Source organism: Verrucosispora sp. WMMC514 (assembly GCF_027497295.1).
Classification (GTDB): Bacteria; Actinomycetota; Actinomycetes; order Mycobacteriales; family Micromonosporaceae; genus Micromonospora; species Micromonospora palythoicola.
Map to the genome: position 1 here is coordinate 550228 of NZ_CP114906.1, position 15291 is coordinate 565518.

The 15291-nt window shown below is 72.8% G+C and carries 14 protein-coding genes; 4 read left to right on the plus strand and 10 right to left on the minus strand.

All coding sequences use genetic code 11. The annotated features are described in order from the left end of the window. Positions 1–102 precede the first annotated feature (102 nt). The 5 genes from O7597_RS02375 to O7597_RS02395 form a co-directional block, all read right to left on the minus strand. Entirely contained in the window at positions 103–453 is a 351-nt protein-coding gene (locus O7597_RS02375) for a DUF2203 domain-containing protein (protein ID WP_164449354.1), read from the minus strand. Positions 454–608: 155 nt separating this feature from the next. Then, entirely contained in the window at positions 609–1427 is an 819-nt protein-coding gene (gene proC / locus O7597_RS02380) for a pyrroline-5-carboxylate reductase (protein ID WP_281581902.1), read from the minus strand. Positions 1428–1496: 69 nt separating this feature from the next. After that, a complete protein-coding gene (locus O7597_RS02385) occupies positions 1497–2525 on the minus strand; it encodes a 6-phosphofructokinase (RefSeq protein WP_093401195.1) in 1029 nt (342 codons plus the stop codon). Between the two features lie 156 nt (positions 2526–2681). Then, positions 2682–3164, minus strand: coding sequence for a pyridoxamine 5'-phosphate oxidase family protein (locus tag O7597_RS02390; RefSeq protein ID WP_281581903.1), 483 nt, complete (start codon positions 3162–3164; stop codon positions 2682–2684). A gap of 106 nt (positions 3165–3270) precedes the next feature. After that, positions 3271–3768, minus strand: a complete 498-nt coding sequence (locus O7597_RS02395; RefSeq protein ID WP_269737516.1) for a polyadenylate-specific 3'-exoribonuclease AS — start codon at positions 3766–3768, stop codon at positions 3271–3273. 263 nt (positions 3769–4031) lie between these two features. On the opposite strand from O7597_RS02395, the gene O7597_RS02400 reads away from it, so the two are divergent. Next, on the plus strand, positions 4032–4724 hold the full coding sequence (locus O7597_RS02400; RefSeq protein WP_164449224.1) for a Crp/Fnr family transcriptional regulator: 693 nt from the start codon (positions 4032–4034) through the stop codon (positions 4722–4724). An 80-nt stretch (positions 4725–4804) separates the two neighbouring features. Here O7597_RS02400 and O7597_RS02405 read toward each other — a convergent pair whose 3' ends face one another. Then, entirely contained in the window at positions 4805–5002 is a 198-nt protein-coding gene (locus O7597_RS02405) for a hypothetical protein (RefSeq protein ID WP_269737517.1), read from the minus strand. A gap of 125 nt (positions 5003–5127) precedes the next feature. Between O7597_RS02405 and O7597_RS02410 the strand changes: the two genes are divergently transcribed. Beyond that, the gene (locus O7597_RS02410) at positions 5128–8745 is read left to right on the plus strand and encodes an adenylate/guanylate cyclase domain-containing protein (protein WP_281581904.1); all 3618 of its coding nucleotides are present in this window, start codon (positions 5128–5130) and stop codon (positions 8743–8745) included. A gap of 43 nt (positions 8746–8788) precedes the next feature. On the opposite strand, the gene O7597_RS02415 is transcribed toward O7597_RS02410, so the two are convergent. After that, positions 8789–9499, minus strand: coding sequence for a lysophospholipid acyltransferase family protein (locus O7597_RS02415; RefSeq protein ID WP_269737519.1), 711 nt, complete (start codon positions 9497–9499; stop codon positions 8789–8791). Positions 9500–9783: 284 nt separating this feature from the next. Here O7597_RS02415 and O7597_RS02420 point away from each other — a divergent pair, with 284 nt between their 5' ends. After that, positions 9784–10629 (plus strand): DUF308 domain-containing protein, encoded by an 846-nt coding sequence (locus O7597_RS02420; RefSeq protein ID WP_269737520.1) that lies wholly within the window; start codon positions 9784–9786, stop codon positions 10627–10629. A gap of 175 nt (positions 10630–10804) precedes the next feature. Beyond that, positions 10805–12220, plus strand: coding sequence for a trehalose-6-phosphate synthase (locus O7597_RS02425; protein WP_269737521.1), 1416 nt, complete (start codon positions 10805–10807; stop codon positions 12218–12220). Between the two features lie 31 nt (positions 12221–12251). Here the strand turns inward: O7597_RS02425 and O7597_RS02430 are convergent, their stop codons facing one another. The 3 genes from O7597_RS02430 to O7597_RS02440 form a co-directional block, all read right to left on the minus strand. Then, positions 12252–13070, minus strand: coding sequence for an alpha/beta fold hydrolase (locus O7597_RS02430; RefSeq protein ID WP_281581905.1), 819 nt, complete (start codon positions 13068–13070; stop codon positions 12252–12254). Beyond that, positions 13067–14473 (minus strand): NAD(P)-binding domain-containing protein, encoded by a 1407-nt coding sequence (locus tag O7597_RS02435; protein WP_269737523.1) that lies wholly within the window; start codon positions 14471–14473, stop codon positions 13067–13069. Before O7597_RS02435 ends, O7597_RS02430 begins: the two co-directional genes overlap by 4 nt. Positions 14474–14565: 92 nt before the next feature. Next, positions 14566–15270 (minus strand): endonuclease/exonuclease/phosphatase family protein, encoded by a 705-nt coding sequence (locus tag O7597_RS02440; protein ID WP_281583360.1) that lies wholly within the window; start codon positions 15268–15270, stop codon positions 14566–14568. Positions 15271–15291: the final 21 nt, after the last annotated feature.

Here is a 15291-nt window from a genome sequence, read left to right on the forward strand (position 1 = left end):
CCGGCCACTACCGGCCGAGGCTACGCCCGCAGGATCGTCGCGGAACCGGCAGCGACCGGTTCGGCACGACGACGAGCGCCGCGGATTCCGGCCAGGGCAGGGTCAGATCGGGCGGCGGCCGGCGAAGCCGCAGTCGGCGCGGTGGTACCAGCGCACGTCGGTGTCCCCCTCCAGCCAGCACCAGAGCACCTGTCGCCCTTCGCGCTCACCCGGGAAGTCGAGCAGCACCGGTGCCACGCTCTTGACCTCGATGCCGTGCTGCTGGATCTCGTCGAGGACCGCGTACAGCCGGGCTTCCAGGCCCTTGACCTCTGCCCGACCACCGAGTGCGCTGAGCCCGTGGCCGGCCAGGTCGGCCTGCAACTCGGCCAGGTCGGCCCGGACCCGGATCAGTTCCTCGATCCGGGGATGCAGGGTGGCTACCAGGTGCCGGGCCTGGGCGAGAGTGAACACCGCGCCAGTATGCGCCACCCCCGATCACCGGAACGACCCCGCACCGCAATTCGCCGTCCACCCCCGTTGATCATGAGGTTAGCGGCAGTAGTCGATCTTCAAGCTACCGCCAACCTCATGATCAACGCCGAAGGGAATGGGGTGGGGTGGGTGGGTTATTCGGCTTGGGTGGCTAGTTCGCGGGCGCGGTCGCGGGCGGCTTCGAGGGCGGCCAGCAGGGCGGCGCGGACGCCGTGGTTCTCCAACTCGCGGATGGCGGAGATGGTGGTGCCGGCGGGCGAGGTGACCGCCTCGCGCAGCTTGACCGGGTGCTCACCGGAGTCGCGCAGCATCACCGCCGAGCCGATCGCGGTCTGCACGATCAGGTCGTGCGCCACCTGGCGGGGCAGGCCGAGCAGGATGCCGGCGTCGGTCATCGCCTCGACCAGCAGGTAGAAGTAGGCCGGGCCGGAACCGGACAGGGCGGTCACCGCGTCCTGCTGGGTCTCGGGTACCCGGATCGTGGCGCCCAGTGGTTTGAACATCTCCTCGGCCAGCGCCAGGTGCTCACCGGTGGCGTGCGCGCCGGCCGAGATCGCGGTCATCGCCTGGTCCACCAAGGCCGGGGTGTTGGTCATCACCCGCACCACCGGGGTGCCCTCGGGCAGCCGGCGGCTGAAGAAGCTGCTCGGCAGGCCGGCGCAGAGCGAGACCAGCAGCTTGCCGGCTGGCACCTTGGGGCCGATCTCGTCCAGCAGCGCGGCGGCGTCCTGCGGCTTCACCGCGACGGCCAGCACCTCGGCCTCGTCCACCGCGGTGAGGTTGTCCACCACCCGTACGCCGTAGCGGGCGGCCAGTTCCTCGGCGCGGGCCGGGCGGCGGGCGGTGGCCAGCAGCCGGTCCGCCGGCCAGCCGGACCGCAGCAGCCCGGAGAGCACCAGCTCACCGATCTTGCCGGCACCGATCACCGCGACGGTGTGCACCTCGGCTGACACCTGGCGTACCCCCTTCGTGGGCCGGCGTCGCGGCGGGCCCGAGGCCCGACCGCGACGCCGGCGCGACGATCAGCTACCGAAGAAGACCTCGGCCTCGGCGTACCGCTCCAGCGGCACGGTCTTCAACTCGGCGGTGGCGTCGGCGAGCGGGACGCGGACGATGTTCGTGCTCTGCATCGCGACCATCTTGCCCCAGTCGCCCTCGTGGGCGGCGTCGATGGCCTGCAGGCCCAGCCGGGTGGCGAGCACCCGGTCGAACGCGGTGGGGGTGCCGCCGCGCTGGATGTGGCCGAGCACGACGGTGCGGGCCTCCTTGCCGGTCTTGGCCTCCAGCTGCTCGGCCAGCCACTGGCCGATGCCACCGAGCCGGACGTGCCCGAACGCGTCCAGCTCCTGGTTCTGCAGGACCATCTGGCCCTCCAGCGGCTGGGCGCCCTCGGCGACCACGACGATCGGGGCGTACTGGTGCTGGAAGCGCTTCTCGACGTAGCCGGCGACCTGCTCGACGTCGAAGTTCCGCTCGGGAAGCAGGATCACGTTGGCACCGCCGGCCAGACCGGCGTGCAGGGCGATCCAACCGGCGTGCCGACCCATCACCTCGACCACCAGGGTGCGGTGGTGGCTCTCGGCGGTGGTGTGCAGTCGGTCGATCGCCTCCATGGCGATGTTGACGGCCGTGTCGAACCCGAACGTGTAGTCGGTCGCGCCGAGGTCGTTGTCGATGGTCTTCGGCACGCCGATGACGTTGACGCCCAGCTCGTGCAGCTTGGTGGCGACGCCGAGGGTGTCCTCACCGCCGATGGCGATGAGCGCGTCGACGCCCTGCGCGGCCAGGTTGTCCTTGATCCGCTCGACGCCGTTCTCGATCTTGAAAGGGTTGGTCCGGGAGGAGCCGAGGATCGTGCCGCCACGGGGCAGGATGCCGCGGACCTCCGCGATGCCGAGCGGACGGGACAAGCCCTCCAGCGGGCCCTTCCAACCGTCCTGGAAACCCACGAACTCGTGGCCGTAGCTGGCGACGCCCTTACGGACCACCGCCCGGATGACCGCGTTGAGACCCGGGCAGTCGCCGCCGCCGGTGAGCACGCCGATACGCATGATCTGCTCATCCTCCTGGGGAGCATCTGGTCAAGCCCGATCAAGCCCCAGGATATGTGTCAGCGCGGACCTCGGCACCGTTGCCGGCCCGGGGCGGGCCGTCCCTACGAACTGTAGTCGCCGCCCGGTACGACGCACACCGCGCCCCACTACCGGTCAGTAGCCGTCCTCCCGGCGATCGGCCGGCGACCCACCGGTGGGCGCGGCGCACACCGGGCCGATCAGCTCGACCTGCTCACCGCTGGCGTCCCAGCACCGTGCGGCCGTCGGGTGCACGCCGACCAGCGTGAGACCGGCGGTGGCCGGACCGTCCGGAAACCAGGCGGCCAGCCCCGGATGCCACAGTCGTTCGGCGCGGGCCTGGTCGTGGTCGTCCCGGGCACTGCCGGTGATCGAGGCCCAGACCTGCGCCCGCGGGTCGTACAGGCCCAGCTCGACCTCCGGGTTCACCCGCAGCTGGCGGACGGTCGCCGAGCCGGTGTACGCGAAGAACCACAACTGCCCGTCGAACTCCGCCCGTTGCAGCACCATCGGCCGGCCCACCAGCCGACCGTCGAGGGAGATCGTGGTCATGACGCAGATCCGCGCGGCCCGGATCAGCTCGGTGATCCGGGCCCGGGCCCGCCGGCCGCCGATCACGTCGGTACTCCCCTGCGCCTGCCCACGCCGGCAACTCCCTCGCCTCGGCCCCTTCGGCGAACCGGTGCCCGCGACGGCCCCGGTCAAACCACCGAATCACCGGATCTCACGAACCGGTCATCGCCCGCCACCGGGCCAGGTTGTGCCGGGCGTCGACCAGCGCGTCGTGTCGGGCCGCCGCGGCGTTGGGCAGCGGAGGCCGCCCCCGGTCGTCCCACAACTGCCGCAACTCCTTGGTGTACCGGGGGATCTCCCGGGGCAGCGCCGGCATCGCGCCCCACAACTGCGCCAACACCACGTGGTCGTACGCCGCGTACCAGGCCCACAGCTCCACCTCCTCGCCGGGCCGGTCCCGGATCGGCTCGACCAGGAACTCGTACAGGTCGTCGCGGATGCGTTCGCGGGACCGCCACGCCCGGTCGGCCGGGGAGGGCAGCTTGTCCAGGACGTTGCGACGCACCCAGGGCACCGCGCGGGACGCGTCGAACTCGGTGGAGACCGCGTAGAACTCGCGGCCGTGCTCGTCGACGACGCCGATCGAGACCAGTTCGACGGTCCGGCCGTCCTCGATGAACTCGCAGTCGTAGAAGTAGCGGTAGGCCATCGCCACCATCCTCGCCGACGGTCACCGGGGGCCGTCGATCGGGTCGGCGACACCGGGAGCGCTTCCATGGCCCCGCACCGAGGTCACGCCCAGCTCGAACCGGTCACGGAAGTGATTTGAGGGGTGTACAGCACGCGACCGGACCGTCATGATCTGATGTGTTACCGCTGCCGGACGCCGAACGGGTGTCGGATCACCTCGTCAGGGCCTTCAGGCTCACCCGGTGAGCGAGTTGGGGTCCTTGACCGGGGAGGGGTGGGGCCGTGGAGATGCGCCTGCCGGAGCCGGGCGACGCGCTCACCGGCGTTGACATGTTCGCCGGGCTCGAGCCGGAGGTACGCCAGCGGGTGGTCGCCGCGGCGGTGCCCCGCACCTACCGCAAGGGTCAGCTGCTGTTCGTGGAGAACGACCCGGGCGAGTCGCTGATCATCCTGCGGCGCGGCGCGGTGGCCGTGTTCCGGACCGCGCCCACCGGCGAGCGGGCGATCCTGACCGTGATGCGACCGCCGGACGTGCTGGGCGAGGTCTCCCTGCTGGACGCCTCGACCCGCTCGACCTCGGCCGAGGCGATCGAGGACACCGCCGCGCTGGCGCTGTCCCGGCCGGCCTTCATGGAGCTGGTGCACTCGAACGCGCGCATCCTCGACGCGGTGATGCGCTCCCTCGGTGCGTTGATCCGCCGGTTGACCGAGCAGAACGCCGACCACGTCTTCCTCGATCTGCCCGGCCGGGTGGCCAAGACGCTGGTCCGGCTCGCCGGCGAGAGCCAGGCCCCGATGATCACCATCGAGCTGAACCAGAGCCAGCTCGCCGAGATGGCCGGCGGGTCCCGGCAGAGCGTCAACCAGGCGATCGGGTCGTTCGCCAGCCGGGGTTGGCTGCGCACCGAGGGTCGGCGGATCGTGGTCACCGACGTGCCCGCGCTACGCCGCCGCGCCGGCATGAACGAGCGCTGAGCGGCCCCGCACCGAACGCGGCGGCGAAGACCGAGGCGGGGCCGGGACGATACGTCCCGGCCCCGCCCACGCGCGTTCGGTCAGGGCTTGGTGCTGCCCGGTCCGACCCAGTCCGTCCCACCCGGTCCGACCCAGTCCGTACCGTCCTTGCCACCGCCGGGCACCTCGCCGACGATCCCCTGGGCCTGGAGCTGCGCGAGGGTGGCGGCGTCCACGTCCACCGAGTCTCCGGCGGAGTGGGCGACCCCGTTTCCGTCGGTCCAGTCACTCTTCAGCATCACGTACACCATGGAGCTGTCCCCCTGATCAGCGGTCAACGAATCGGCTGCCTGAATCTAGCCGTTCCGAAGCGTGGTGAACTGCCCGGCTGAGTGTCCACAAGCCAACAGCCCGGTACCCGACAGTGCGTCCGACAGCGATACTCGATGCTGCGCCCCGGGGGGTCGGGGGCCTGCCACTGGAGGGTGTCATCGCCGCGCAGTGTGACCGCTGTGGACGTACCGCCGCCGAGGGCGACCGCTTCTGCGGTGGCTGCGGCGCGGAACTCGGTGCCGTCTGCCCGCACTGCCTGCGCCCGCTCGCGCCGGACGTGGCCTTCTGCACCTCCTGCGGCGCGCCCCGGGCCGGCACCGACCGACCCGGTGCCCTGAACCAGGAGGATCGCCGCCGGGTCAGCGTGCTCTTCGTCGATCTGATCGACTTCACCCCGTACGTCGAGCGGGCCGACCCGGAGCTGGTCCGGGGCATGCAGACCGGCTTCTTCTCCGCCGCCCGCCGGGTGGTCGGCCAGTACGGCGGGGTGGTGGAGAAGTACATCGGCGACGCGGTGATGGCGCTGTTCGGTGCGCCGGTGGCCACCGAGACCGACGCGTTGCGGTGTGTGCGGGCCGGGTTGGAGTTGCAGCGGGTGCTGACCCGGTTCACCCCGACCGGCACCGACGGGTTGCGCTTCCGGGTCGGGGTGGCGACCGGTGAGGCGCTCGTCGACGTGGCCGCCGCCCGCGACGGTGGGCAGGCGATCGTCGCCGGCGACGTGGTCAACACCGCCTCGCGGTTGCAGTCGGCGGCGCCGTCGGGCGGGGTGCTCGTCGACGGCGCCACGCACGCGCTGACCCGGGACACCATCCGGTACGACGAGCAACCCCCGGTCACCCTGCGCGGTCGGTCGGCACCGACCGAGGTATGGCTGGCCCGGTCCGCGGTACGTCAGCAGCCCACCGATCGGGAACCGGACACCACTCCCCTGATCGACCGGGAACACGAGCTGGGCATGCTGGTCAACGCCCTGCACCGCAGCCTGCGCGACCGCCGACCCCAGGTGGTGACCGTCTTCGGCCGGGCCGGCATCGGCAAGAGCCGGCTGGTCCGCGAGTTGCACCGGCACACCGGCCGGCTGGTGGACGAGCCGCTGACCTGGCGGATCGGCAGGTGTCCACCGTTCGGCGAGAACGTCACGTTCGCCGCGCTCGCCGACATCGTCAAGGCCGAGGCGGGCATCCTCGACACCGATCCGGCGGCCAGCGCCGCGCAACGGCTGGCCGCCGCCGTCGGCGAGCTGGTCGGTGTCGCCGAGCGGGGCCGGGTGGCCGACGCGCTGCGTCCGCTGGTCGGGCTGGCCGGTAACCCGCTGCCGGCGGAGGAGGCGGAGTCGGCGTGGCGGCGGTTCCTGCTGGCCCTGGCGGGCCGTCGCCCCACCGTGCTGGTCTTCGAGGATCTGCACTGGGCCGACGATCCGATGCTGCGCTTCGTGGAGCTGCTGGGCGCGGCGGCCCGGGACGTGCCGCTGCTGCTGCTGTGCACCGCCCGCCCGGAACTCGTCGACCGGGATCCGAGCTGGGCGGGGACCATCACCGGTTCGGTCACCATCGCCCTGCCGCCGTTGCGGGACACCGGCATCGCCGCGTTGTACGCGCACATGTTCGGCCAGGCCGCGTTCTCCGCCGACCTGCTCACCCCGCTGGTGGAGGTGGCCGGCGGCAATCCGCTCTACGCCCACGAGTACGTCCGGATGCTGATCGAGCAGGGGGCGCTGCGACAGTCCGGCCGTGGCTGGTCGCTGGAGAAGCACCTGGACCTGCCGATGCCGGAGAGCGTGCACGCGGTCATCGCCAACCGGGTCGACCTGCTCGACGCCAAGGACCGGGCGGTGCTGCTGGCCGCCGCCGTGGTCGGGGTGCAGTTCTGGCCGGGCGCGGTGGCCGCCGCCGTCGGCCAGCCGGTCGAGTCCGTCGAGCGTGCCCTGCGTCGGCTGGAACAGCGGGACTTCGTCCACGAGCAGACCACCTCCACGATGGCCGGCCAGCCGGAGTACCGCTTCCGACACGTCCTGGTCCGGGACGTGTGCTACCAGCGGCTGCCCCGGACCGAGCGGGTGGCCCGGCACGATCGCACCGCCGACTGGTTGGACACCCTGTCACAGAGTCGGGACACCGACCTGGCCGAGGTGCTGGCGCACCACCGCTGGGCGGCGCACGAGATCGCCCGCTCGCTGGGCATGGAGACCAACCGCTACGCCGCGCCGGCCCGGGCCGCGCTGCACCGGGCGGCCCGCCGGGCGTACGCGCTGCACGGGCTGGACGCCGCCGCCGGCCACGCGGCCCGGGCGCTCGGTCTGGCCGACGACTCCGATCCGGTGGGCCGGCTCCAGTTGGAGCTGTTGAGCACTGAGATCTCGTTCCACCGCGACGGCAACGCGTTCCTCTCCGGCGGTGGGCCGGAGCAGGTGCAGGCGCTCGCCGAGCGGCTGCTCGCGTACGGCGACGAGGCGTGCGCGGCGCGGGCCTGGACGCTGCTCGGCCAGGCGGCGTGGCTGCGCGCCGACCGACCGGCGGCACTGGCCTGTCTGGACCGGGCGGTACGGCTGTTCGACCCGCTGCCGGACAGCGCGCAGAAGGCCGACGCCTTCGCCGAGCTGGGGCGGCTGCACATGCTCAACTACGAACGTGATCCGGCCGTCGCGGCGGCCGACACGGCCGCGGCGATCGGCGAACGGCTCGGGCTGACCGAGATCCGCACCAACGCCCGGATCACCGCGGCCACCGCGCGGTACCAGGCCGGCGACCGGGCCGGACTCGACGAGTTGTACGCGATCGTGGAGTCCAGCCGGACCGGTCAGCTGCTCGCGTTGCCCCGGGCCACCCAGAATCTCGCCTACGCCGTCTGCGAGGAGGGCGACTGGGTACGCTCCGACGCGCTGCTGGCCGCCGCCCCGGCCCGCACCGCCAGCGGGCAGACCCTGACCACCAGCTACTCGAGCGAGGCGACGCGGGCCTGGTTCGAGGGGGACTTCGACCGGCTGCTCACCGCCGCCGACGCCTGCATGAACACCCCGACCGGCAGCTGGGACATGCAGGTACGCGGCCTGCGGTCGTGCCTGCTGGTGCTGCGCGGCCAGCCGGTGCCGCCGGGCCCGCCCGCCGACGGGGCGCCGGACGGGGCCCCGCCGCGCGACGACGTGGCCGCCGCGCTGGACACCGCGCGGCGCAGTGGCTTCCACCGGCTGCACTGGACGATGCTCGCGATGGGCGCGTTGTGCCGGGCGGTGCAGGGTCGCCTCGACGAGGCCGCCGCGCTCGTCGACGAGCTGGCCGAGTCGTGGACGGCGGTGCCGGCGCTGGCCAGTGGGGAGTGGATCGCGGCGGCCGGCTGGGCGGCCAGCCTCGCCGGGCGCAAGCCCGCGGCCCGGGTACGCGCGATGCTCGACCGGGTCGGCCACCGTACGCCCTGGTCGGAGGCGGCACTGCGGACCGTGACCGGCGCGCTGGCCGGGTTCGACGACAACCACCGGCACGCCGCCGAGCTGCACCTCGCCGCCGCCGAGATCTACGCCGGCATTCCCGACGTCACCGACCGGATGCTGGCGCTGACCTTCGCGGTACGCGAACTGGCGGCCACCGACGACCACGCGACGGCCGGCGCGCCCCTGACCGAGTTGCGCGCCTTCGCGCACCGCAACGCCGCGCCGGGCCTGCTCGCCCTGGCTTATCCACCCACCGGCACCGCCCGGACGCTCGCCTCCTGACCGACGTGCGGGCCGCGCCGCACACCCGCGCGGGGCGGGCGGCTCAGGCCGCGACCGGAGTGGCCGGCGCGGTCGTCGGGGTGAGCTGGGTCTTGAGCTGCTGGGCGTAGACGTCGACGTACTCCCGGCCGGAGAGCTCCATCAACTCGTACATGATCTCGTCGGTGACCGCCCGCTCGACGAACCGGTCACCGGCCAGCCCGGCGTAACGGGAGAAGTCCAGCGGCGGTCCGAAGCGGATCCGTACCCGGGCCAGGTTCGGGATGAGCTGGCCCGGCGGCTGGATCTCGTCCAGGTTGAGCATCGCCACCGGCACCACCGGCGCACCGCTCTCCAACGCCAGCCGGGCCACCCCGGTCTTGCCCCGGTAGAGCCGACCGTCGGGCGAACGGGTGCCCTCCGGGTAGATGCCGGCGATGCCACCGGAGCGCAGCACCGTCAGCTGGGTGTCCAGCGCGGCACGGGCGGCCCGGCCACCGGAGCGGTCCACCGGGATGGTGCCGGTGCCGGTGAAGAACATCTTGGTCAACCAGCCCTTGACCCCCTTGCCGGTGAAGTACTCCGCCTTGGCCACGAAGGTGACCTTCCGGGGCACGATCAGCGGCGTGAAGATCGAGTCGGAGAAGGAGAGATGGTTGCTGGCCAGGATGACCGGACCGGTCGCCGGTACGTGGTGCAGACCCTCCACCCGCGGCCGGAAGATGAGCCGCAGCAGCGGGCCGAGCAGCACGTACTTCAGCAGCCAGTAGAGCACCGGCGTCCTTTCGGCAGGTGTTGGTCACCGCGGACCGCGCCGGACCGGGTGATCGTGGCACGAGCCTACGAACCACCGGCCAGCCGCGGCAACGGACGCTCGACCCGAAACCACCCGTCACGTTCGGTGTCGGACCGACCTCCTGGCCGGCGTTCGGCCGTACGCCGCGCCACAAGGCACTCCCGGAACCCACCCTCGACGTGTCACGATTCAGGGCACGGGGCGTGCGGGGGCGCGCCGAGGGGCCGCGGGGCGCGCCGGTGGCGCGATGAGGAGGATGGTCGGTGTCAGCGGGTGGGGCCCGCCGGGGACGGCGGGACAACGGTCTCGACGCGAGCGAGTACGCCATCGCCGGTGATGTCGATCCGCGCGTCGGCGAGCACCTGCTCGACGTGCTGGCCGCCGGCGGGATCGCCGCCTACCTGCAACCGTCGGCCGACCTGAACCCGGTCACCCGCACCACCACCGTGCCGTCCCGGCCGGTGGACCGGCTCTACGTGGACCGCTCGCACCTGAGCACCGCCCGGGACTACCTCAGCCAGCTCGCCGACGAGACCGGCGACGCCCGGGTCGGCGCCGAGCCGGACATCGACGCCGAGTGGGAACGGATCGTCGCCGGATTCCACACCTCGCCGGACACCGGCGACCATCCGTGGCCCGCCGCCGAGAACGTGGACGACCCGGCCGGGCGGGGCGGCACGGCCACCGCCACCCGGCCGGGCACCGACGAGCCCGGCCCGACCGCCACCGACGTACGCCGGCTGCCGTGGGCCGCCGACATCTCCGGCGTGTCGGTCGGGCGTGGGCCCCGCGACGGTGAGGGCCCGTCGCTGCTGGACGGCCTGGACACCTTCGGGTCGGAGCTGCCCGACGACCCGGACGACGACGAGCGTTACGTGCCGCCGCCGCCACCGCCGCTTCCCCGCGTGTCGAAGTTCGCGCTGGCCGGCATCCTCGCCGTGCTGCTCGGCTTCGTGCTGTTCCTCTTCCCCGATCTGCTCCCCGCCGACCAGGGCGTCGTCACCCTGCTCGGCTTCACCGGCATCCTCGCCGGCTTCGTCACGCTGGTGTGGCGGCTGCGGCCCGGCGACGCCGACGACCGCGACCCGGACGACGGCGCCGTGGTCTGAGCCGGCGCGCAGGGTAGCCGTCCGGATACCGGGACGGCGGCCGCCCGTGCCGAGGCGCGTAACAGTGGTGTAACTTACTGTCAGTAGGAATACCGCAGTACGTCACGTCACCCGCCGACTGCCCGGTTGTTCCTTCCTCGTGGCGGTCACTCCCCTGCTGATCGGAATGCCCGAGATGCGACAGAGTTCCCTCGTGGTGGTGGCCAACCGCCTACCCATCGACGACAGCGTGGCACCCGACGGTGCCTGCGAGTGGCGGCGCAGCCCCGGTGGGCTGGTCAGCGCGCTGCACCCGCTGCTCCGCCACACCCCCGCGACCTGGGTCGGCTGGGCCGGTGGGACCGGTCCCGCGCCCGAACTGCCCGACATCGACGGGGTGCGGATGCACTCCGTGCCGCTCAGCGGCGACGACCTGCGCGACCACTACGAGGGCTTCGCCAACGCGACCCTCTGGCCGATCTACCACGACGCGGTCGAGCAGCCGCAACACCACCGGCGCTGGTGGGACGCCTACCTCCGGGTCAACCAGCGGTTCGCCGAGGCCACCGCGCAGGTCGCCGAGCCCGGCGCGGTGGTCTGGGTGCAGGACTACCACCTGCAACTGGTACCGGGGCTGCTCCGCACGCTGCGACCCGACCTGCGCATCGGCTTCTTCCTGCACGTGCCCTTCCCGCCGCCGGAGCTGTTCATGCAGCTGCCCCGCCGGGCCGAGCTGCTGCGCGGGATGCTCGGCGCCGACCTGGTCGGCTTCCAGCGCGCCCAGGCGGCGCACAACTTCGCCCAGCTGGTGACGAAGGTGCTGGGGTTGCCGGCCACCGACCGACGGATCGGGATCGACGACCGGGTGGTGCGCATCGGCGCGTTCCCGGTGTCGATCGACACCGTCGAGATGGCCGCGCTGGCGGACCGCCCGGACGTGGCCGACCGGGCTCGCCGACTGCGCCACGACCTGGGCAGCCCCGAGCAGGTGATCCTCAGCGTCGACCGGATGGACTACACCAAGGGCATCGAGCAGCGGCTCAAGGCGTACAGCGAGCTGCTGGCCGGCGGGCACGTCAAGGTCCGCGACACCGTGCTGGTGCAGGTGGCGGTGCCCAGTCGGGAGCGGGTCAGCCAGTACCAGATCCTGCGGGACCGGGTGGAGCGGGAGGTCGGGCGGATCAACGGGGAGTTCGGCCGGGTCGGTGAGCCCGCGATCCACTACCTCACCCAGCCGTTCGACCGTGCCGAGCTGGCCGCGCTCTACCGGGTCGCCGACGTGATGGCGGTGACCCCGCTGCGCGACGGCATGAACCTGGTCGCCAAGGAGTACGTCGCCGCCCGGGTCGACGACACCGGCGCGCTGCTGCTCAGCGAGTTCGCCGGGGCCGCCGCCGAGCTGCCGCAGGCGTACCTGGTCAATCCGCACGACCTGGAGGGGCTCAAGCAGGGACTGCTCGCGGCGGTGCGGGCCGACCCCGCCGACGTCCGGGAACGGATGCGGTCCATGCGCGCGTACCTGCACGAACACGACATCCGGGCCTGGGCCCGCTCCTACCTGTCCACTCTGGACCAGAGCGGTTCGATGCTCGCCCATCTCGGCGGCGGCTGAGACCGGCTGTCGGGCCACGCCCGCGACGACCTCAGCCGAGGTCGTCGCGGCCCGGTTCCTTGATCAGCCAGTCGAGGATCGCGTCGACGGGCTCCCGCCACCGGGCGTCGAGCATCAGGTCGTGCCCCATGCCGGGAAAGAGCAGCGGAGCCGAACCGTACCGCCGCGCGGCCCGGGTCAGCGCCGCCGCCGGCACCACCCGGTCGTCCGGGCTACCCAGCACCAGCACCGGCGGATCGCCCACCGCCGGCTCCGGATCGGCGCCGGTCAACAGCTGCCACTGGGCCCGCCGGGCCGCCCGCCCCAGCCGCCCGGTGTGCCGCCGAGCGTCGGTCTCGGGCAGTTCTGCGCTGAACAGCTGCCTGCGGTTGAGCCGCAACCCGGCGCCGAAGACCGCCGGCAGGGTGCCGAGCGGGTTGCGGCGCAACGCGGTGCCGAGCGTCGCCCAACCCCCGAAGACCGGCGCCACCAGCACCGCCGCCTTCGCCGGATAGCGGGCCAGGGCGTGCGCGACCACCAGGGCCCCGGCGCCGTGCCCCACCAGCACCGCCCGCCGCGGCAAGCTGGCCGCCACCTGGACCACGTCGTGGGCGTACGCCCGCAGGGTCGCCTCCGGCGCCGGGGCGCTGCCGCCGTGCCCGCGCAGGCTCATCGCGTAGGCGCTGAAGCCACGGGCGGCGACATGTCCGAGCCAGTTCTCCGCGTACGCCCAGGCACCATGGCCGAAGCCCGGCACGAACAGCAGCGGCGGTCGCCCCTCCTCCAACTCCGGGACGGCGCTGAGCACCTCACGCCGGACCGGGCACACCGGCCGCGCCCACTCCCAGCCGCGCATCACCCGCTCGGTCACTTGCTCTCCAGCTCGCGTAGGGCGCGCTCCAGCGCGCGCAGGTAGTCGGCGTGCCCGACCTCGAACCAGTGCCGGGTGGAGTCCTTCACCTGTCCCGAATAGCGTTCACCCGCCCCGGCGCGTACCCGGGCGGCGAAGGCGGCGGCCCGCTCCGGACGGCTGACGCGTGCCCGCAGCAACCGGGCGAAGAGCACGGCCTGCCAGTGGGCCAGCGGGAAGATGCCGGAGTCCGGTTGGACCAACCCGGTCACCGCGAGCGTGGGATGGTCCGGTACGAGGGCGTTGAGCCACAGTCGGGGCCGACCCACCCCCTCGTCGTCACCGAGCAGCTTGCCGTCGAGGAACTCGAAGCGGGGCAGGTAGCCGGTGGCGAAGACGACAAGTTCCGGATCGAGCTGCCGGCCGTCGGTGAGCTCCACCGAGTGCGGGTGGAAGCGCGCGACGTCCGGTACCGGGGTGATCGCGCCGTGGCCCACGTGGTACACGAGCAGGCTGTTGGCGATCGGGTGTGTCTCGTACACCCGGTGGTCCGGCTTCGGCAGGCCGAAGCGGGTCAGGTCACCGACGGTCAGTCGCAGCGTCCGGTGGTAGAGCCACTGCCGGACCCGCAGCGGTACCCGCAGCGCCAGCAGCAGGTCGTTGACCTGGTCGGCAGGGCGACCGAAGACGTACTTCGGCGCGTACCAGTAGCCGCGACGGGTGGAGTGCCAACACCGCGACGCCTGCTGGGCGGCCTCCACGGCGATGTCGCAGCCGGTGTTGCCGGCACCCACCACCAGCACCCGCTTGCCCCGCAGCTGCGCCGAGTCCTTGTACGACGAGGCGTGCATGACCTCGCCACGGAACTGCTCAAGCCCCTCGTAGCGGGGCAGCTTCGGTGACCAGTTGTGCCCGTTGGCGATCACCACGGCGCCGTACCGGGAGGTGCGCTCGGGGCCGTAACCGCCGGTGCTGCGGGTGGTGACGTCCCACCGCTCGTCGCCGACCGGCTCGACCCGCACCACCTCGGTGCCGAACCAGATGTGCCGGCGCAGGTCGAAGTGGTCGGCGTAGCGCTCGAAGTAGGACAGCAACTGACCGTGGTGCGGGTAGTCCGGCCAGTCGTCGGGCATCGGGAAGTCGGGAAACTGGGTGAACGGCCGCGACGAGATCAGGTGGGTGCTGGCGTACACCGGGCTGCGGTCGTGCCGCCAGTTCCAGGCGCCGCCGACGCCGGTCTCCCGTTCGTAGCAGTCGACCCCGAAGCCGTGCTCGGCGAGGTTCTTCACGGCGGTCAGGCCGCTGGCACCGGCACCGATGACGCAGACGGTGTCGCCCCGGTCGGAGACCGGACGGCCGTCGGGGCCGCGGGCGAGCGTGGTCGTCTCCGGATCTGGCCGGCCGGGCTCGGTGGAGGTGGGCACCGGGGGATCTCCTTCGTCTCGGCACGAGTGCCGGGTCGCGCGAAATCCTCTCCACAACGGAGCGGGATGTCCAGCCCGGCGAACGGCCGATGTCAGGCGGTGGTGGGCAGCAGCAGGTCGACCAGGACCGGGAAGTGGTCACTGGCCCGCCGGGCCAGCGGGGTGTCCACCACGTCGTAGTCGACCACGGTGATCCGCGCGTCGACGAACAGCGCGTCGATGCGCCGGCGCGGGTCCGCGCACGAGTAGGTGAGCCGGTCGGCCCGGTCGGCCGCCACCGCCGCGTCGGTCAGCCCGTCGGCGACGGTGTGCCACGCCGGCCCGCCCGGCTCCTCGTTGAGGTCGGCGGCGGCGATCACCGGATGCGGTGCGGCGGCCAGGTCCCGCTTGAACAGCTCGGCCTGACCGGGACGCTCCGCCGGGTCGGTGGACAGGTGTGACCCGGCCACCGTGAACCGGGCGGAGGTGCCCACCCGACAGTCGGCGTACGCGGCGCCGCGCAGGTGCCGGCCGGGGGTGAGCGGGAAGCGCCGGCACCGGGTGCCGGTCACGCGTACCCGGAGGCTGGTCAACAGCAGGTTGCCCAGCGACGGTAGGCCGCCGGCGGCGACCACCAGACCGAACGACTCGGCCAGCGCGGCCGACTTCTCCCGCCACCGGAACCGGCGCGGTCCCTCCTGGACGATGACCACGTCCGGCGCCGCCGCGCGCACCACCGCGGCCAGCGCGGCGGTGTCGTCGCGCTGGCCGTGGACGTTGTACGACAGCACCCGCAGCGGCACCCCGTGCTCGGTCACGGGGTGTGGTGTCGAGGTCAC

Bases quoted from the DNA above. Each gene is read 5' to 3' on its own strand.
- O7597_RS02405 (WP_269737517.1), bottom strand. From the start codon at position 5,002: ATGCTGAAGAGTGACTGGACCGACGGAAACGGGGTCGCCCACTCCGCC.
- O7597_RS02395 (WP_269737516.1), bottom strand. From the start codon at position 3,768: ATGGCCTACCGCTACTTCTACGACTGCGAGTTCATCGAGGACGGCCGG.
- O7597_RS02425 (WP_269737521.1), top strand. From the start codon at position 10,805: ATGCGACAGAGTTCCCTCGTGGTGGTGGCCAACCGCCTACCCATCGAC.
- O7597_RS02385 (WP_093401195.1), bottom strand. From the start codon at position 2,525: ATGCGTATCGGCGTGCTCACCGGCGGCGGCGACTGCCCGGGTCTCAAC.